The sequence below is a fragment of the Mesorhizobium sp. CNPSo 4670 genome (genome assembly GCF_057784235.1).
Genome location: NZ_JBWJFQ010000020.1, coordinates 66491 through 84267 on the forward strand (window position 1 = coordinate 66491; position 17777 = coordinate 84267).

Sequence of the window (17777 nt, forward strand, 5' to 3'; positions counted from 1 at the left end):
GAACCACTTGCGTCAAGGATCATCGCCGTCAGGCTGGCCCACCGACGGAGAAAAGCTGCAAGCTCCCGGGAAGCCCGGCAAGTTCCGTATCGCCGCGCTCTTCAAACATCAGGCCGGAGCCAACCACGAGATCACGAACCGTCCGCGAGGCAATGATCTCGCCTGGCCGCGCATGATCGAGCAGCCGCGATGACAGCTCGATCGCCATCCCGGTGAAATCATCGCCGCGCTCCTCGCATTCGCCGGTATGGACTGCCGAGCGGACATCGAGACCGGATTGCTTCAGGCGTTGACGGATCGCGATCGCGCACTGGATCGATCGCGTCGGGCCTTGGAATACGGCAACAAATCCGCTTGCCGTGCGTCTGATCCGCCTGCCTTCGGCGCCGAGCAGATCGCTACGGATCTCTTCGGCGTGTCGCTCAATCAGATCCGTGCCGGCACCAGAGGAAGGGCCTTCTATCTCTACGGACAGCACCGACACCAGGAGCCGCTTGCCCGGCACCGCCGGCAAAGCGCCGGTGACAAAAGCCTGGATCTCGTCCACGAGTCGATCGGAATTCTCTCCCCAGATCACGTGGTCCCGGCCGGCAAGCTCGATGTATCGGGCACCTTCGATATGCGTTGCCAGGTAGCGTCCTTCTTCCTGCTTTACCCAGCGGTCGCCCGTCGTCTGAGCGATGAGCGTCGGAACGTGAATGGCCGGCAGAATATCGCGAACGTCGATTTCGGTTCCCCAGCGCCAGAGCGCTATCGCGTCGGCGGGAGAGGCTGAATTCCTGAGGTAGGCGGCGAACCATTCTCTCTCGAAACTGTCGTTCATCAGGCTGGGCGCCGCGTTGCTCATGTCCGCCGGCTCTCCCCACTCTCGCTCGACGACCGCCAGATCTTGTTCCACCTGCTCGCTTGTTCTCGCCCAGGGGTAATCGTTCGACCATCTGCCGCTGGCATAGGCTCCGTTGAGCACGAGCGCCGCCGTGCGCTCGGGATAGGTCGCTGCGAACAGCATGCACATGGGGCCGCCCTCGGAGCTGCCGAACAGAACCGTACGCTTCGAACCGACCGCATCCAGCACTGCCCGCACGTCTTCCATCCGCTCTTCCATCGTCGGCAGACCGACATTGCGGTCGGATAGCCCCGTGCCGCGCTTGTCCATGCGGATCAGGCGGCAGAAGCTGCCGAGGCGCCGGAGTACATGCGCCAGCCGCGGCGATGACCAGGAAAGGTCGAGGTTGGAGACCCATCCAGGCACATAAATCAGGTCGATCGGCCCGTCGCCGGTCACCTGATAAGCGATGTTGATCCCCGCCGACTTGACGTAGTGCGTCGGCGGGCTGATGGGCTGGCCAGAGAAATCCGGACGCCTATCGGCTTGGGATCGCGTCTGTTGCGAAGGTGAAACTCCGGGCGCTGGAAAAGCCGCGTCCGGTGTCATGCGGCGCGCCCGAAGGTCGTCATACAGCTTCCGGGTTTCGTGCTCGGGCTGCAAGCCGAGCTGCCGCTGCAAGGCATCGCGGCAGCGCTCATATTGCTTCAGGGCGAGGTTGACGCGACCCTGGGCTGCATAGGCCCGCATCAAGGCGCGGTGAATGTCTTCCCGTAGGGGTTCAAAAGCTAGTAAGCGCGTGGCCGCCCGCACGCATGATGCAAGATCGCTTGTCGCGGAATGGTGTGCGACGAGCTTCTCCAGCACAGCTATGGAGATTGCCCTCAATCGCTCGCGCTCGAACCTCAGCCAGTCTTCGAACGGCTCCTCCTTGAGATCGAAGCCGTCGAGGAGGTCGCCACGATAGACAGCAAGCGCCTGCTCGAGCTGCTCGGGGGCGGAGCCCGCAGCCAGCGCCTCGAACCGCGCGACATCGAAATCGAGATCGTCGAGATTGAGGCTGATGGTGTCGCCCTCGGTGAGGAACCTCCCGCCCCCTGATGCGTGAGTGGCCTTCCTGACGGCAGACAAGGCCTGCCGCAGGTTCGTCCGGGCCTGGGACTCGCTGTTGCAACCCCACAAAAGGGAAGCGAGTTTCTCGCGCGATTGCGAGCGTCCGGACTGGAGGGCCAGGTAAGCTATCATGGCACGCGCCTTGCGGCCGAGGAGCGGAACCGTCGCTGCATCGTTGGCAAAATCGAAACCACCGAGCAGACAGAGATGAGGGTGCGTCATCGAATCCGCCACAGCCATAGCTCCCACCGGCAATCATTTCCCCTACCTGCCCCTATTTCAATCGCGATTTTGCCGGCGTGACGCTTTTCACGAATTCATCACGCGGGTTCCAACGCAATTCTCACGGGCGGGGACGAGATTGCCCGGACGAGGCAGCCCTTGCCTCAGGAGGAGGATGCTATGCTGCACCCGAATGAGTGGCCCATCTGGCATGATGATCCCGGGCAGAACCCGCGGCTGTGGAATGCGGTTGCGCCGCAACGCCACGAAATTGCACTCGCGCGCTATCTTGAGAAGCAGCGGGCTGGCCGAGAATCAATGGTCCGCTCGTTCGATCTTCGGACCGCGACGATCCGCGCATGTGTGCTGATAGCAGATGCCGGGAGGGACTTTCTCAGGCGCTTGGTCGCTCCCGTCGGAGCGCCGAGAACTCACCGTCGCTAACCGGGTCAGCATCATTCAGCGGTCCAGCGATCCCACGCCGGAGCTGTGCAACAACGCGCTCATGATGATGAGCAGCGACAGCGCCTGGCAGTGCCTTGTGAGCCGTCCTGTAACCAGGCCCAAGGCGTGTTCGTAGCCCCTGTCCTGCACTCCAAAAAGGGCCGAAGGTCTTGGGGATTGCAAGCCTGGTGGACAGCGGCCGTCTCGATTTCCGTCTTGTGACGTCATTTGTAACGTCAGAATAGACGGAACGCGTAGCGCGCCAATGGCTTCAGCGATTTCAACGGGATGGACTGGTGCTGCGAGAGAGGATTGAACTCTCGACCTCTCCCTTACCAAGGGAGTGCTCTACCACTGAGCTACCGCAGCCGCCGATGGCGGGGCTTCTGCCATATCGAACCGGCAAGCGCAAGGCCAAGTGCAACGCTTCTGTGAAAGCCTTTGCCGGATCGCTTTTGATGACATGGCGGCGCCACAATGTTGGCTATCCCTGAATAGCGGGCTGGCTGGTCGCCGGCCGGGGCGGGACAATGAACGACAAGACAATTCCAGTGAAAAAGGGCAGCACAAACCGCAAGGACAGGCTCGCGGAGCAATTGCGCGCCAATCTGCAGAAACGCAAGGCGCAGTCGCGCTCGCGGCGTATCGGCGAAGCCGACCAACGACCGGACGGGCTCGGCTCGGCGAAGGAAATGCAAAAAGATTAACTCAAATCGGCCACTCTTGGTTCAGATATCAGGAAATCCTATTTCTTGAACCAGACCGGCCAATGGTCTAGAGGGGCCGATACTCAACCGATTGAACCGGCTTTTTTGGCCGAGAGGGACGTTCTTCCATGGATCGCATCAGAATTGTCGGCGGCAACAAGCTTGCCGGAAGCATTCCGATCTCGGGCGCCAAAAACGCCGCACTTCCCTTGATGATCGCCTCGCTCCTGACCGACGACACGCTGACGCTGGAAAACGTGCCGCATCTGGCCGATGTCGAGCAGTTGATCCGCATCCTCGGCAATCACGGCGTCGACTATTCGGTCAACGGCCGCCGCGAAAAGCAGAATGAGGGCTATTCGCGCACCATCAATTTCTCGGCCCGCAACATCGTCGACACCACGGCCCCTTACGAGCTCGTGTCGAAGATGCGGGCGTCGTTCTGGGTGATCGGCCCGCTGCTGGCGCGCATGGGCGAGGCCAAGGTGTCGCTGCCGGGCGGTTGCGCCATCGGCACGCGCCCGGTCGATCTTTTCCTCGAAGGCCTGCAGGTGCTGGGCGCCGATATCGACGTCGACACCGGCTACGTCATCGCCAAGACCCGGAACGGCCGACTTGTCGGCAACCGCTACGTGTTCCCGAAGGTCTCGGTCGGCGCCACCCATGTGCTGATGATGGCGGCCTCGCTGGCCAAGGGCGAGACGGTGCTTGAAAACGCCGCCTGCGAGCCCGAGATCGTCAACCTCGCCGAGTGCCTCAATGCCATGGGCGCGAAGATTTCCGGCGCCGGCACGCCAACCATCACCATCGATGGCGTCGAATCGCTGTCGGGCGCCCGCGTGCGCGTCATTCCCGACCGCATCGAGACCGGCACCTATGCCATGGCCGTCGCCATGACCGGCGGCGACGTGGTGCTCGAAGGCGCGCGACCCGAACTGCTGCAGACCGCGCTCGACGTGATTTCGCAGACCGGCGCCGAGATCACTCCGACCAATTCCGGCATTCGCGTCAGGCGCAACGGCGCCGGCATTTCGCCGGTCGATGTGACGACGGCGCCATTCCCGGCCTTCCCGACCGATCTGCAGGCGCAGTTCATGGGCCTTATGACCATGGCCAAGGGCAAGTCGCGCATCACCGAGACGATCTTCGAGAACCGCTTCATGCATGTGCAGGAGCTGGCCCGGCTCGGCGCCCACATCACGCTTTCGGGCCAAACGGCGATCGTCGACGGCGTGCCTAAGCTGAAGGGAGCGCCGGTCATGGCGACCGATCTTCGCGCCTCCGTGTCGCTGGTCATCGCCGGCCTGGCAGCTGAAGGCGAGACCACGGTCAACCGCGTCTACCATCTCGACCGCGGCTTCGAGCGGCTGGAGGAAAAGCTTTCCAATTGCGGCGCGGTGATCGAGCGGATTTCGGCGTAGGCCAATCGCCAGGCCTCGCAGCGCGGTTGCGCGGACGGGAAAGACCCGCCTGGAGCCTGTTTCATCTCGATTAAGGTCGAGATGAGGCTCCAGATTCCTGTCTGAGCATGATCTTTTGCGAAAACCGGTTTCCACTTTTCGGGATCATGCTCTAACAGAAGGCTGAACAATCAACCTTCAGGTGCGAAATCCGCATGACCGCCCTTAAGCTTATCGCACTCGACGACCAGGATCTGAGCATCGTTTCGGCCCATGTCCAGGATGCCGTGATGAAGGTCTCGGACCTCGAGTTCCTGCCTTCGGCAAAGCGTTTCGTGCTGACCATGAACCGCTTTGTCTGGGAGGCCAAATCCAGCCTGTTTCGCCAGCACAATGAGCGGCGGCAGGCGGTGCTGCATTTCGACCGCGTGCTCGGCGCCAAGACCAATGGCATTGCCCGCGACAAGCCGGCCGAGATCCTGTCGCTGCTGGCCGTCAGTTTCATCGAGATAAGCAAGCCGGCCGGTATCGTCGAGCTGATCTTTTCTGGCGGCGGCACCATCATACTCGATGTCGAATGCATCGAGGCCCGCCTTGCCGACATCGGCGGCGCGTGGGAAGCCACCTCGCGTCCCGTCCACAAGGCTTGAGCGTCCGATGGCCATCACGCTTCGTCAGTCCGATGCCGATTTCGAGCAGCGTTTCGCCGCCTTCCTTTTGACCAAGCGAGAGGTGTCGGCCGATGTCGATGCCGCGGTGCGCGACATCATCGCGCGCGTGCGCGCCGAGGGCGACGCGGCGCTGATCGACTACACCAGGAAATTCGACCACGCCGACCTCGGAAGTCTCGGCATTGCCGTTTCGAAGGACGACATCGCCCGGGCTTACAAGGCCGCCGACCCTAAGACGATCGAGGCGCTGGAATTCGCGCGCGACCGTATCCGCTCGCATCACGAGCGGCAGCGGCCCAAGGATGATCGCTATACGGATGCCGCCGGCGTAGAGCTCGGCTCGCGCTGGACGGCGATCGAGGCAGTCGGGCTCTATGTACCGGGCGGCACCGCGAGCTATCCAAGCTCGGTGCTGATGAACGCCATCCCGGCCAGAGTGGCCGGCGTCGAGCGCGTCGTCATGGTGGTGCCGGCACCCGGCGGCATCATCAATCCGCTGGTGCTGGTGGCGGCTGATATCGCTGGCGTGTCGGAGATTTATCGCGTCGGCGGCGCGCAGGCGATCGCCGCGCTTGCCTACGGCACCGAAACGATCAAGCCCGTCGCCAAGATCGTCGGACCCGGCAATGCCTATGTCGCAGCGGCCAAGCGCCAAGTGTTCGGCACTGTCGGCATCGACATGATCGCCGGCCCCTCGGAAGTGCTCGTCGTGGCCGACGGCAGCAACGATCCGGACTGGATCGCCGCCGACCTGCTGGCCCAGGCCGAGCACGATGCGTCGGCGCAGTCGATCCTGGTCACCAACGATCCGGCCTTCGGTCGTGCCGTCGAACAGGCCGTGGAACGCCAGTTGCAGAGCCTGCCGCGCGCCGAGACGGCAGCGGCGAGTTGGCGCGATTTCGGGGCGGTGGTCGAGGTCGCCACGATCGACGCCGCGCTGCCGCTGGTCGACCGCATCGCCGCCGAACATGTCGAACTTGCCATCGACGATGCCGAGGGGTTTCTGGCGCGGATGCGCAATGCCGGTGCCGTGTTTCTCGGCCGCCACACGCCAGAGGCCATCGGCGACTATGTCGGCGGCTCCAACCACGTGCTGCCCACGGCACGCTCGGCGCGCTTCTCGTCGGGCCTGTCCGTGCTCGACTTCGTCAAGCGCACCTCGATCCTGAAGCTTGGACCGGAGCAGCTGCGGATCTTGGCGCCGGCGGCGATCGCGCTCGCCCAGGCGGAAGGCCTAGATGCGCACGGCCGCTCCGTCGCCATACGGCTGAACATGTAGGCCGCCATGTCGGACTCCGATCAAACCCGCGCCAGGCTGATCGATGTCGAACTCGATGAATCGATCGGCCGTTCGACGCCCGATGTCGAGCATGAGCGTGCGGTGGCGATCTTCGACCTGATCGAGGAGAACAGTTTTCAACCCGTCAATGACAACGGCGCCGGCCCCTACCGGCTGAAGCTGTCACTGGCCGAGCAGCGCCTGGTCTTTGCCGTGGCGCGCGAGGACGGGGCTGCCGTCGTCACCCACATCCTGTCGCTGACGCCGCTCAGGCGCATCGTCAAGGATTACTACATGATCTGCGAAAGCTATTACGACGCCATCCGCTCCTCGACGCCGAGCCATATCGAGGCGATCGACATGGGCCGCCGCGGCCTGCACAATGAGGGCTCGCAAACGCTGATGGACCGGCTGGCCGGCAAGATCGACATCGATTTCGATACGGCGCGCCGGCTGTTCACGCTGGTCTGCGTGCTGCACTGGCGGGGCTAGCCCTGGCTGCCCTGCCCCGCTCGATCCTGTTCCTGTGCGGCATGAACGCCGTGCGCTCGCCAATGGCCGAACAGCTGGCGCGGCGGGCGCTGCCGGCCACTGTCTTCGTCGCTTCGGCCGGCGTTCGCGCCGGCGAGCGCGATCCGTTCGTCGATGCGGTGCTGGCCGAGGAAGGGCTGTCGCTGGGCGAGCGTCACCCAAGGACGATGCACGATCTCGAGGACGACTATTTCGACCTCATCGTCACGCTGGCGCCGGAAGCACACCATGCGGCGCTCGAACTCACCCGCTCGCTCGCGGTCGAGGTCGAATACTGGCCGACGCCGGACCCGACCGACGCCGCCGGCACGCGCGAACAGATCATGGCCAGCTATCGTGACGTACGCGATCGGCTGAAAGCGCGCATAGGTCGGCGTTTTTTGCTTCCAGAAGCAAAAACCGAGACGGATTAAGCGTGTTCACAAGCGGGCGTTTATCATATAGGTTCCGCCGAAATTCCGGCCAGGGCGCTGGAACTACCATCCAAGCAAAGGTATCGAATGCCGAAGGAAGAAGTCCTCGAGTTTCCGGGTGTCGTGACGGAATTGTTGCCCAACGCGATGTTCAGGGTGAAACTCGAAAACGAACACGAGATCATCGCCCATACAGCCGGCCGCATGCGCAAGAACCGCATCCGCGTGCTGACCGGCGACAAGGTTCTGGTCGAGATGACGCCATACGACCTGACCAAGGGCCGCATCACCTATCGTTTCAAGTAAGCAAAGCCCGACTGGTCCGCGATGAGCATTTTGCAGAAGCTGGTGCTTGCCTCGGGTTCGCCGCGCCGGATCGAGCTCTTGCAGCAGGCCGGCATCGAGCCGGACCGCGTGCTGCCGGCCAATGTCGATGAGACGCCACTGCGCGCCGAGCATCCGCGCTCTCTGGCCAAGCGGCTGTCGAAGGAAAAGGCCGAGAAGGCGTTCGCCTCGCTGACGGCCGAGGCCGACTATGCGCCTGGCTTCGTGCTGGCCGCCGATACGGTGGTCGCCGTCGGGCGGCGCATCCTGCCCAAGGCTGAAACCCTCGACGACGCCGCCAATTGCCTCGGGCTGCTGTCAGGCCGTTCGCACCGGGTCTATTCCGGCATCTGCCTGATCACGCCGGGCGGCAAACTGCGCCAGCGACTGGTCGAGACGCGTGTGCGCTTCAAGCGGCTGCCGCGCGAGGAAATCGACGCCTACGTGGCATCGGGTGAATGGCGCGGCAAGGCGGGCGGCTATGCCGTCCAGGGTCTCGCCGGTGCCTTCGTCGTCAAGCTGGTCGGTTCCTACACCAACATCGTCGGCCTGCCACTCTATGAGACGGTAGCGCTGCTTTCCGGCGAGGGCTTCAAGGTGCATCGCGGCTGGCAGGTGGGAGCCCGGCCGTGAGCCTGGACGACAAGGTCACGCCGCTGCGGCCGAAGCGCCCCTGCCCCGAATGCGGCAAGCCCTCGGCGCGCGAGACGTATCCGTTCTGTTCGACGCGCTGCAAGGACATCGACCTCAACCGCTGGCTGAAGGGCGCCTATGTCATCTCCGCCCGCGACGACGAGGAAGAAACGGACGCCGACGAGCCGAAGTGAGGCTGGGGCGATCAGGCGGCCTCGTTCTTGCGCCCCACACGTGCCCAGGTCGGCAGCCAGTCGCCGTGAGCGGCGAGGAGATCGTCGACCAGTGACCAGATCTGGTCGAGATCGAGTTCGGCTGATGTGTGCGGATCCATCATCGCCGCATGGTAGATGTGCTCGCGGTTCTCGCTCATCAGCGCCCGCACCGTCAGCTCCTGCACGTTGATGTTGGTGCGGATCAGCGCCGTCAATTGTGGCGGCAGGTCGCCGATGTAAGTCGGCTGGATGCCGGAGGCGTCGACCAGGCACGGCACTTCGGCAGCGCAATCCCGGGGCAGCGAGGTGATGCAGCCATTGTTGCGGACATTGCCGTAGATCACCGAGGGTTCGCCCGTCCACACCGAGTTCATGATCGAGGAGGCATACTCCTTCGACTCCTCGACCTCGATCCGCTGGGCCGAGCGGTAGGCCTGCGCCTGATCTTTCCAGCGCTCGATCTGCTCGATGCAGCGTTTGGGATATTCGTCGAGCGGAATGCCGTATTTCTCGATCAAATCGGGGCGGCCTTCCTTGATGAAATAGGGTGTGTATTCGGCGAAATGCTCCGAGCTTTCGGTGACGAAATAGCCCAGCCGCGTCAGCATCTCGTAGCGCACCTTGTTGGGGCAGCGCGGATTCCAGCCGGGCTTGGGCGCGCGGCCTTCGCGATAGGCGCGCACGAGATCAGGATAGAGGTCGCGGTAGGAACCGTCCGGCTGGCGATGCTCGAATTTCAGGTAAAAGGCCATGTGGTTGATGCCGGCCGAGCGATAGCGGATCTCTTCGTAGGGAAGGTCGAGATCGTGCGCCAGCTCCATTGCCGTACCCTGCACCGAATGACAGAGCCCGACCTGCCTGATCTCAGGATATTTCTCTGATATCGCCCAGGTGTTGATCGCCATCGGGTTGACGTATTGCAGCATGATTGCCTGCGGGCAGACGGCGAGCATGTCCTCGCAGATCTTCCACAGATGCGGCACGGTCCTCAGACCGCGCATGATGCCGCCGACGCCAAGCGTGTCGGCGATCGTCTGGCGCAGGCCGTATTTCTTCGGCACTTCGAAGTCGGTGACCGTGCAGGGCTCGTACCCGCCGATCTGGAAGGCGACGACGACGAAGTCGGCGCCCGCCAGCGCCTTGCGCTGGTCGGAATGGGTCTCGGCCTTCGCCTTGACGCCGAGCGTCGCGATCAGCTTGTTGACGACGATGGCGCTCTCTTCGAGCCGCTGCGGATTGATGTCCATCAGCGCGATCGTCGCGCCCGAAAGCGACGGCCGCTGCAGCACGTCGCCGACAATGTTCTTCATGAACACCGTCGAGCCGGCGCCGATGAATGTGATCTTGGGATTTCTTGCCACGCTAACCTCCGGCATATGTTCAAGCCACATCGAAAGCGGCCCTGACGAGCCGTTCGGTGTAGGCGGTCTTTGGATTGGTGAGGACCTCGTCGACGGGGCCCTGTTCGACGATCTTGCCGTGCTGCATGACGATGACGCGGTGGCACAGCGCGCGCACCACCTTGAGGTCGTGCGAGATGAACAGGTAGCTCAAGCCACGCTCGTCCTGCAGCTTGCGCAGGAGGTCAATGATCTGCGCCTGGACGGAGAGGTCCAGCGCCGATGTCGGCTCGTCGAGCAGGATGAATTCGGGCTCGAGCGCGATGGCGCGGGCGATCGCGACGCGCTGGCGCTGACCGCCCGAGAATTCGTGCGGGAAACGCGACAGGATATCGCCCGGCATGCCGGCACTGACCAGCGCCTCCCGCACCCGGTCGACCCGCTCGGCCCGCGTCGCGCCTATGCTGTTGACGACCAGCCCTTCCTCGATGATCTGGCCAATCGTCATGCGCGGATTGAGCGAAGAGAAAGGATCCTGGAAAACGATCTGCATGCGCGCGCGCAGCGGCCGCATCTCGTTGCGTGACAGGCCCTGGATCGGTTGGCCGTCGAAACGGATTTCGCCGCGCTTGGTGTCGATCAATCTCAGCAGCGCCTGGCCGAATGTGGTCTTGCCGGAACCGGATTCGCCGACCAGCCCCAGCGTCTCATGGCGGCAAAGCTTGAGGCCGAGATCGCCGACGGCGACCAGCTCGCGCCAGTCCGGCCTCAGGAAACTGCCGTGACGCAGCATGAAGCAGACGCGCACATCATTCGCTTCGAGGATGGCGCCGCTGCCCTCGGGAAGCGGTTGCGGACGCCCGCGCGGCTCCGCCGCGAGCAGCCGCTGCGTGTAGGGATGCTGTGGGTCCGCAAACAGCCGTTCGGTGACGTTGTGCTCGCACATCGCGCCATGCTGCATGACGTAGACATAGTCGGAGAATTTGCGCACCACGGTAAGATCGTGGGTGATCAGGATCACCGCCATCCGCAGTTCTTTTTGCAGATTGCGGATCAGGTTCAGGATTTGCGCCTGGACGGTGACGTCGAGCGCGGTGGTCGGCTCATCGGCAATCAACACGTCAGGATCGTTGGCCAGCGCCATGGCGATCATTACGCGCTGCCGCTGACCGCCCGAAAGCTGGTGCGGATACTGTTTGAGCCGCGCCTCCGGCTCGGGGATCTGGACGTGCCGCAAGAGTTCGAGCGCCCGTGCCCAGGCCTGCCTGCGGCTCACCTTACGGTGCACCCGGATCGCCTCGACGATCTGGCTGCCGACCGTATAGATCGGGTTGAGCGAGCTCATCGGCTCCTGGAAGATCATCGAGATGCGGTTGCCGCGCAGCTTACGCCGCTCGCTCTCGGGGAATTTCAGGATGTCCTGGCCGTCGTAACAGATGCTCGATTTCGGCGACACGGTGGCCCGGCGCGACAGCAGCCCCATGACGGCGCGCGCCGTCACCGACTTGCCGGAACCGGATTCGCCGACGATGGCGATCGTCTCGCCGCGATAGAGCTGGAACGAGATGTCCTTGACCGCTTCGACAACGCCGTGCTCGACCTTGAAGGCGACCTCGATGTTGCGGGCGTCGATGATGGGCTGGTCCTGGCGCCCGTCATGGTCATGACGGACGGTAGGGGCGAAGGATTCGGCGAGTGCGACGGTCATCCCAGCCACCTCAATACGGATCGACGGCATCGCGCAGGCCGTCGCCCAGCGCGTTGAAGGCAAAAACGGTGGCGAGCACGAAACCGACCGGCGACAGGATCCAGGGATAGGTGCCGATCACGGAATAGGTCGCGGTGTCCTGCAGCATCAGGCCCCACGAGATCAGCGGAGGCTTGACCGCAAAGCCGAGGAACCCGAGGAAGCATTCGAGCAGCACCACCGTCGGGATCGCCAAGGTGACGGCGACAATCACGTGGCTCATCACATTGGGCAAGATGTGCTGCAGGATGATGCGCCGGTCGGTGGCGCCGACCGCCATTGCGGCGCGCACATACTCGATGCGCGCCAGCGCCAACGTCTTGCCGCGCACCTCGCGCGACATCTGCGCCCAGCCCAGCGCCGACATGACGACGATGACAAAGCCGAGGAAGACATTGGTCGGCGCGGTGACGGGGATCAGCGTCGTCAGCGCAAGATAGAGCGGCAGCTGCGGGAAGGCGAGCACCAGTTCGACGAAGCGCTGCATCCAGATATCGAACCGACCGCCGAAATAGCCGGAAACCATGCCGACGGTGGTGCCTATGACGGTGATGATGAAGACGACCGTCAGCGCGATCATCAGCGAGACGCGCGAGCCATGAATGGCGCGCGACAGGATATCGCGGCCGAACTTGTCGGTACCGAGGAAATGCACAGGCTGGCCGTCCATCGAGGCGAAGAAATGCCGGTCCGCCGGGACCAGCCCGAAGAGCTTGTAGGGCGCGCCTTCGACAAAGAAGCCAAGCAGCCTCGGATGGTCGTAGTCGGGGCCGACGACGGGCTGGAAGGTGACCGGATCGAGGTCGGCCGAATCGGCCAGCGCATAGACCCGTGGCCGCGCGACGAAATTGCCGTCCTTGTCGTGGAAGGAGGGCAGTTGCGGCGGAGCGAAGCCGACATCGGTAGCCTTCGGGTCCATCGGCGCCAGGAATTCGGCGAACACGGCCATCACCAGCAACAGAACGACGAGCCCAAGCCCGGCCATGCCGGTCCAGGAGCGCTTCAACCGACGCCAGACGAGCGCGAGATAGCTCTCATTGCCGCGCGCCGGTTTGGCGACGATGGGTCCTTCCGCCGGCAGCGGTGGAGGTGATGGATCGCGGGCCAGCATCTAGCTCTCTCCGTATTGGCGGATGCGCGGGTCGAGCAGGACGAGCAGCATGTCGGCGATGATGTTGCCGACGATCAGTGTCGCCGACAGCACCATCATGAAGGTGGCAGTGACATAGACATCGCCGACCGCCATCGAACCGACGATCGCGGGGCCGACGGTCGGGAGCGCGAAGATGATCGCCGTCTCGATCTCGCCGGTGAGCATGTAGGGCAACACCACACCCTGATACATGACGAGTGGATGCAGCGCATTGGGCACGGCGTGCCGCATGACGACGGCGCTACCGGTCAGGCCCTTGGCTCTCGCCGTCTCGACATATTGCGCGTTAAGCGTATCCAGCAGATTGCCGCGCATGACGCGCATATTGTAGGCGAGGCCGCCGAAAGTGGCGATCGCCACCACCGGCCAGACATGCTTGACCAGGTCGACGAACTTCGCCCAAGACCATGGCGCGCCGCCATATTGCGGCGAGAAGAATGAGCCGATCTCCGACAGGTTGAACTGGAAGACGAGGAGATAGACGATGATCAGCGCCATCAGGAAGCGCGGCACGGTCATGCCGAGGAAGGCGATGGCCGAGAGCGTCGAGTCGATCCACGTGTATTGCCTTGTCGCCGCCCATATGCCGAACGTGATGCCCAGCACCGAGGCGAGCAGATGGCAGACCAGCGCCAGGAGCAGCGTTCTCGGCAGGCGCTCGCCGACGACATCGGCCACCGGCTTGTTGTAGTAGAGGCTGTAGCCGAAATCGCCGCGAGTAATGATTCCGCCGATCCAGTTGAGATACTGGACGGGCAGCGGCTTATCGAGGCCGTGTTCGACGCGGTAGGCCTGGGCCTGCGCATCGGCCTCGGCGAAGGACGCGCCGCCCTGGTTGATCAGCTGCGAACGGATGTAGTCGGCATAGTCACCAGGTGGCGCCTGGATGATGGCGAAGGTGACGAGGCTCAAGATTGCGAGGACCGGTATTGCCGACGCTATGCGCATAAGCAGGAATCGCAGCATGGACGGTCGGCTTCCTCATTTCGCCGGACGCTCCCATTGAGGGTCGTTCGGAGGTTGGTTTGCCCCGGCCGCGCCAGCGGCGCGGCCGGGTCTCTCTTGGTCAGGGGAGGTAAACTTACATCGGACCCTTGTCTCCGGGCTTGCCCGGGAGCTCCTGCGGGAACAATTCGTATTTCGCCTGCTTGTCGGCCGCGACGAAGACGCGTTCTCGGACGATCGAATCCTCGGCCCAGTTGAACATGAAGATCGGCGTGCCCTGCGGAATGTTCGAGAAGCGCTTGTTGACGATCAGCGCGCCGGGATATTCCGTCAGGCCGATATTGTAGACGTGTTCGGTCGAGATCTTCTGGAACTCTTTCATCAGGCTTGCGCGCTTGTCGTTGTCCTCTGACGCGACGAACTTGTTGACGATGTCGACGAGGTCTTTTTCGAAAGGCATCAGGTCGACCTCGCCGCTTTCCGGCGCACGGTGATTCCAGCTGGTTTTCGGGCCGACAGGCGCAAGCTGTTCTGTGTTCTGCACAACCGAGGTCAGTTCCTGGTCGTTGCGCCGGACCAACCAGTCGAAACGGCCGGAATACTGCGAGGCGTCGCGCTGGGTACCGTTGAGGCCGTTCAGCACGACCCTCAAGCCCAGCTTTTCCATTTGCGCGACGACACCTTCGGCAAGGCTTTTGTCGGTGCCGTAGTCGTTGTTGACCAGCATCACGATCTCGACGTTCTTACCGCCGGCAGTGCCCGCCGGGAAGTTCACGAAACCGTCGCCGTCGGTATCCTTGAGGCCGGCCTTGGCGAGCTCGGCCTTGGCGCCCGCGAGGTCGAATGGATAGTAGACGGTAGACTTGCGGTCATAGAAGCTTGTGCCCGAGGAGAAGCCGCCGGGATAGATGGCGGTGAACGGCCCCTTGACCAGGGAGTCGCCCAGCGCCTTGCGGTCGAGTGCCATGGTGACAGCCTTGCGGAAGTCCTCATTGCGGTTCAGCTCACGGACTGCCTGGCTTCGCTCGTCCGGGTTGCCCCAGCCATTGGCGGAATAGTTCACGCGAAGATTGTAGCCGATGAGGCGAGGACCAAAGGCGAGCCGTGCCGGCGCGTTGGCTTCAGCGGCGCGCTTCAGCGAGGCGACAAAGTTTTCCGGCTGCTCCAGATTGGAGAAGTCGCCCGAGCCGGCGACCGCCTGGACGTCTCGGTCGGCCCAGGTCGACAGCTTGTACTGCAGTTCGTTGAGATAGGGCAGCTGGTTGCCCTTTTCGTCGACCTTCCAGTAGTAGGGGTTGCGGCGCATGACGATGATGTCGTCGGGCCGGTATTCGACCGGCACCCAGGCGCCCATCACCGGCATGTTCATATATTCCGGCGGAAAGGCGTTCTTGAACTGGTCGTAGGTGTTCTTCGAATATTTCGGATGCTGCGGCTTCAGAATGTGCGCGGGGCCGGGGCAGAAGGTACCATAGGCCATGGCGTAGAGGTACTGTTTCGGGAAGGCGTCCTTGAACGTCCACTCGACAGTGTAGTCGTCGATCTTCTTCAACGTCGTGCCGACACCGAAGGTTTCCGGCGTCGCGCCATTGAGCGGCGAGACGTTCGGGTCGACCACCTCGTCATCCCAATAGAACATGACGTCGTCGGCGTTGAAGGCCACGCCATCAGACCATTTGGCGCCCTCGATCAGATGCATGGTCAGCTTGTGGCCGTCCTTCGACCAGTCCCAGCTTTTGGCAAGGTTCGGCAGCGGCTCGGTGTCCTTGGCTTCGACCTGGAACAGTGGCGCCGTGCGCGTCAGGCATTCGGAAAGGCCAATATCGATGCCGCCCCAGCCTTGCGTCTGGCCGGCACCATAGTTCCAGCCTTCCGGCCGGCCGCCGATGACATGGCGCATCGTATCGCCATAGACGCCGACGCCGTCAGGCATGTTGGCCGTCTTGAAGACCAGCGGCTCCTTCGGCAGCCTATCCTTCACCGGCGGCAGCTTGCCGGTCTTGACGTATTTTTCGGTGACCCAGTCGGGCTCGTGATATTGCGGCAGCGCCTTGAACTCCAGAATGGAGTCGCGCGCCACATATTTGATCTTGCCCTCGGCGGGGAACGGTGTCGGCGCCGGCGGAACCGTCGGCTCGGAAGCGTATGCATTGAGTGCCGAGACCGAGACGCTCAGCGCCAGTCCGGCAGCAAGACCGATATTGCGTAAATTCCTCACTGTCTCTCTCCCTCTTGTTTGTTCCGGAGCTTTTGTACCTGCTCCGCTTCTCCTCGAATCCAAACGGCTTCGTGGCAGTGGATCCACCTCCCGTAGATCCACCATCACCGCATGAAAATTCAGCCGGCCTGTTTCACCGCGGCTTTTTCGGCGCGCAATTCCTCGATCGAGCGCACACTGCGCCGCGCCGCGCCCGCCCATTCGCGGGTCTTGACCCCGGATGTCGACAGCCGCGCCCGGGCGGCCGGAACCGCATGGGCATATTGCGGCAGCCAGGCTGCCTGGGCGACGACCATTTCGTCGACCATCTGCCAGACCTCCTCCGGGGTTGAAACCGCGCCGACCAGCGGGTCATGCAACACGGCGAGCTTGAGCAGATCGATGTCGCCGGCGATAGCGGCATGGACCGACATGCGCTGGACGTTGATCGAGGCGATGCAGGTGGCCGCACAGGCTTCCGGCAAGGTGATGCCGGCGGACATGTTGATGCCGAAGCGGTCGACGAAACCGGGCGACTCGATGATGGCGTCCTGCGGCAAATTGGTGATCACGCCATTGTTCTTGACGTTGAAGTGGCCGCGATAAACGCGATTGGTCTCCAGCGCCTCCAGGATGTGGCTGGCATGCTCGTTGGAGCGCTTCTTGGAATCGATCGGCTGTGACGCCGCTTCGAGGAACTGCGGGTATTCCGTTTCGAACCAGTTGCGGGTTTCGGTCGAGTGGCGGAGATAGCCGCCCGTCTCGCCATGGATCCAGTCGGACATGTCGATCCAGCGCGTGATCTCGTCGGGTCGTTTGCGGTACCAAGGCAGATATTCGGAAAGATGGCCGTTGCTTTCGGTCGAATAGACACCGAAGCGCTTCAAGACATCGATGCGCAGCTTCTCCTGCCTGGAATAGACCGGGTGCGCCTCGAAGGCGGCGACCAGTTCGTCTTTGCCGATCTCGCGGCCGTTCAGGCGCAAATCGATGAACCAGGTCTGGTGGTTGATGCCGGAACAGACATAGTCGAGCTCCTGCCTGGACTTCGCGCCCAGCACCTCGGCGATCTGCTCGGCGCCGTGCTGAACACCGTGGCAGAGCCCGACGGTGTCGACCTTACCGTACTCGATCGCAGCCCAGGTGTTCATCGCCATCGGGTTGGCGTAATTCAGGAATTTGGCGTTCGTCTCGGCGACCTCGCGTATGTCCTTGCAGAAATCCAGGATCACCGGAATGTTGCGCTGGCCATAGAGAATGCCGCCGGCGCAGATCGTGTCGCCGACGCATTGATCGATGCCGTATTTCAGGGGAATCCTGATATCGTCGGCATAGGCTTCGAGGCCCCCGACCCGCACGCAGCTGATGACGTAGCGCGCGCCTTCGAGCGCCTTGCGGCGGTCGGTGGTGGCCGTCACCTTGGTCGGCAATTTGTTTGCCTCGACAATCCGGTCGAGGATCGCCTTGATCATCTCAAGATTGTGCGCACTGACGTCGGTCAGCGCGAATTCGATGTCCTTGAATTCGGACACGCATAGGATGTCGGTGAACAGCTTCTTGGTGAATCCAACGCTGCCGGCACCAATGATAGCGATTTTGAAACTCATCAGCCGGACC

The 17777-nt window shown here is 62.9% G+C and carries 16 protein-coding genes and 1 tRNA gene; 9 read left to right on the top strand and 8 right to left on the bottom strand.

The features are described 5' to 3' along the window. Nucleotides 1-28 precede the first annotated feature (28 nt). Both AC0ZT5_RS27395 and AC0ZT5_RS27400 read right to left on the bottom strand, forming a co-directional pair. Nucleotides 29-2179: an alpha/beta fold hydrolase gene (locus AC0ZT5_RS27395; protein WP_488498975.1), complete on the bottom strand. Its 2151-nt coding sequence runs from the start codon at nucleotides 2177-2179 to the stop codon at nucleotides 29-31. A 720-nt stretch (nucleotides 2180-2899) separates the two neighbouring features. Then, nucleotides 2900-2974: transfer RNA gene (locus tag AC0ZT5_RS27400), tRNA-Thr, on the bottom strand. Nucleotides 2975-3135: 161 nt separating this feature from the next. Here AC0ZT5_RS27400 and AC0ZT5_RS27405 point away from each other — a divergent pair. The 9 genes from AC0ZT5_RS27405 (at nucleotide 3136) to yacG (ending at nucleotide 8757) form a co-directional block, all read left to right on the top strand. Continuing rightward, nucleotides 3136-3312, top strand: a complete 177-nt coding sequence (locus AC0ZT5_RS27405; protein WP_488498976.1) for a hypothetical protein — start codon at nucleotides 3136-3138, stop codon at nucleotides 3310-3312. Between the two features lie 128 nt (nucleotides 3313-3440). Beyond that, nucleotides 3441-4733, top strand: a complete 1293-nt coding sequence (murA, locus tag AC0ZT5_RS27410; RefSeq protein WP_477225412.1) for a UDP-N-acetylglucosamine 1-carboxyvinyltransferase — start codon at nucleotides 3441-3443, stop codon at nucleotides 4731-4733. Between the two features lie 194 nt (nucleotides 4734-4927). After that, nucleotides 4928-5362, top strand: a complete 435-nt coding sequence (locus AC0ZT5_RS27415) for a DUF2948 family protein (protein WP_488498977.1) — start codon at nucleotides 4928-4930, stop codon at nucleotides 5360-5362. A gap of 7 nt (nucleotides 5363-5369) precedes the next feature. After that, nucleotides 5370-6662 carry a histidinol dehydrogenase gene (gene hisD, locus AC0ZT5_RS27420; protein WP_488498978.1) on the top strand — a complete coding sequence of 431 codons (1293 nt, stop codon included), beginning with the start codon at nucleotides 5370-5372 and terminating at the stop codon, nucleotides 6660-6662. 6 nt (nucleotides 6663-6668) lie between these two features. After that, nucleotides 6669-7154 (top strand): UPF0262 family protein, encoded by a 486-nt coding sequence (locus AC0ZT5_RS27425; RefSeq protein WP_457151821.1) that lies wholly within the window; start codon nucleotides 6669-6671, stop codon nucleotides 7152-7154. After that, nucleotides 7142-7606, top strand: a complete 465-nt coding sequence (locus AC0ZT5_RS27430) for an arsenate-mycothiol transferase ArsC (RefSeq protein WP_488499021.1) — start codon at nucleotides 7142-7144, stop codon at nucleotides 7604-7606. Before AC0ZT5_RS27425 ends, AC0ZT5_RS27430 begins: the two co-directional genes overlap by 13 nt. A gap of 87 nt (nucleotides 7607-7693) precedes the next feature. Then, nucleotides 7694-7912, top strand: coding sequence for a translation initiation factor IF-1 (gene infA, locus AC0ZT5_RS27435; RefSeq protein ID WP_006200926.1), 219 nt, complete (start codon nucleotides 7694-7696; stop codon nucleotides 7910-7912). 21 nt (nucleotides 7913-7933) lie between these two features. Further along, nucleotides 7934-8563, top strand: a complete 630-nt coding sequence (locus tag AC0ZT5_RS27440) for a Maf-like protein (RefSeq protein WP_488498979.1) — start codon at nucleotides 7934-7936, stop codon at nucleotides 8561-8563. Then, nucleotides 8560-8757 carry a DNA gyrase inhibitor YacG gene (gene yacG, locus AC0ZT5_RS27445; RefSeq protein ID WP_095088647.1) on the top strand — a complete coding sequence of 66 codons (198 nt, stop codon included), beginning with the start codon at nucleotides 8560-8562 and terminating at the stop codon, nucleotides 8755-8757. Before AC0ZT5_RS27440 ends, yacG begins: the two co-directional genes overlap by 4 nt. Before the next feature lie 11 nt (nucleotides 8758-8768). On the opposite strand, the gene melA (AC0ZT5_RS27450) is transcribed toward yacG, so the two are convergent. The 6 genes from melA (AC0ZT5_RS27450) to melA (AC0ZT5_RS27475) all read right to left on the bottom strand — a co-directional run bounded on the left by melA (AC0ZT5_RS27450) (nucleotide 8769) and on the right by melA (AC0ZT5_RS27475) (nucleotide 17767). Continuing rightward, a complete protein-coding gene (melA, locus tag AC0ZT5_RS27450) occupies nucleotides 8769-10139 on the bottom strand; it encodes an alpha-galactosidase (RefSeq protein WP_488498980.1) in 1371 nt (456 codons plus the stop codon). Nucleotides 10140-10158: 19 nt separating this feature from the next. Next, the gene (locus tag AC0ZT5_RS27455) at nucleotides 10159-11826 is read right to left on the bottom strand and encodes an ABC transporter ATP-binding protein (RefSeq protein ID WP_488498981.1); all 1668 of its coding nucleotides are present in this window, start codon (nucleotides 11824-11826) and stop codon (nucleotides 10159-10161) included. 10 nt (nucleotides 11827-11836) lie between these two features. Next, nucleotides 11837-12976, bottom strand: a complete 1140-nt coding sequence (locus tag AC0ZT5_RS27460; protein ID WP_477289637.1) for an ABC transporter permease — start codon at nucleotides 12974-12976, stop codon at nucleotides 11837-11839. Next, nucleotides 12977-13984, bottom strand: coding sequence for an ABC transporter permease (locus AC0ZT5_RS27465; protein ID WP_095088651.1), 1008 nt, complete (start codon nucleotides 13982-13984; stop codon nucleotides 12977-12979). A 115-nt stretch (nucleotides 13985-14099) separates the two neighbouring features. Beyond that, nucleotides 14100-16181: an ABC transporter substrate-binding protein gene (locus tag AC0ZT5_RS27470; protein ID WP_488498982.1), complete on the bottom strand. Its 2082-nt coding sequence runs from the start codon at nucleotides 16179-16181 to the stop codon at nucleotides 14100-14102. A 119-nt stretch (nucleotides 16182-16300) separates the two neighbouring features. After that, nucleotides 16301-17767 (bottom strand): alpha-galactosidase, encoded by a 1467-nt coding sequence (gene melA / locus AC0ZT5_RS27475; protein WP_488498983.1) that lies wholly within the window; start codon nucleotides 17765-17767, stop codon nucleotides 16301-16303. Between the last annotated feature and the right edge of the window lie 10 nt (nucleotides 17768-17777).

Coding starts and splice junctions, on each gene's coding strand:
- AC0ZT5_RS27395 (WP_488498975.1), bottom strand. CDS start 2,179: ATGGCTGTGGCGGATTCGATGACGCACCCTCATCTCTGTCTGCTCGGT.
- AC0ZT5_RS27405 (WP_488498976.1), top strand. CDS start 3,136: ATGAACGACAAGACAATTCCAGTGAAAAAGGGCAGCACAAACCGCAAG.
- murA (WP_477225412.1), top strand. CDS start 3,441: ATGGATCGCATCAGAATTGTCGGCGGCAACAAGCTTGCCGGAAGCATT.
- AC0ZT5_RS27415 (WP_488498977.1), top strand. CDS start 4,928: ATGACCGCCCTTAAGCTTATCGCACTCGACGACCAGGATCTGAGCATC.
- hisD (WP_488498978.1), top strand. CDS start 5,370: ATGGCCATCACGCTTCGTCAGTCCGATGCCGATTTCGAGCAGCGTTTC.
- AC0ZT5_RS27425 (WP_457151821.1), top strand. CDS start 6,669: ATGTCGGACTCCGATCAAACCCGCGCCAGGCTGATCGATGTCGAACTC.
- infA (WP_006200926.1), top strand. CDS start 7,694: ATGCCGAAGGAAGAAGTCCTCGAGTTTCCGGGTGTCGTGACGGAATTG.
- AC0ZT5_RS27440 (WP_488498979.1), top strand. CDS start 7,934: ATGAGCATTTTGCAGAAGCTGGTGCTTGCCTCGGGTTCGCCGCGCCGG.
- AC0ZT5_RS27455 (WP_488498981.1), bottom strand. CDS start 11,826: ATGACCGTCGCACTCGCCGAATCCTTCGCCCCTACCGTCCGTCATGAC.
- AC0ZT5_RS27460 (WP_477289637.1), bottom strand. CDS start 12,976: ATGCTGGCCCGCGATCCATCACCTCCACCGCTGCCGGCGGAAGGACCC.
- AC0ZT5_RS27465 (WP_095088651.1), bottom strand. CDS start 13,984: ATGCTGCGATTCCTGCTTATGCGCATAGCGTCGGCAATACCGGTCCTC.
- melA (WP_488498983.1), bottom strand. CDS start 17,767: ATGAGTTTCAAAATCGCTATCATTGGTGCCGGCAGCGTTGGATTCACC.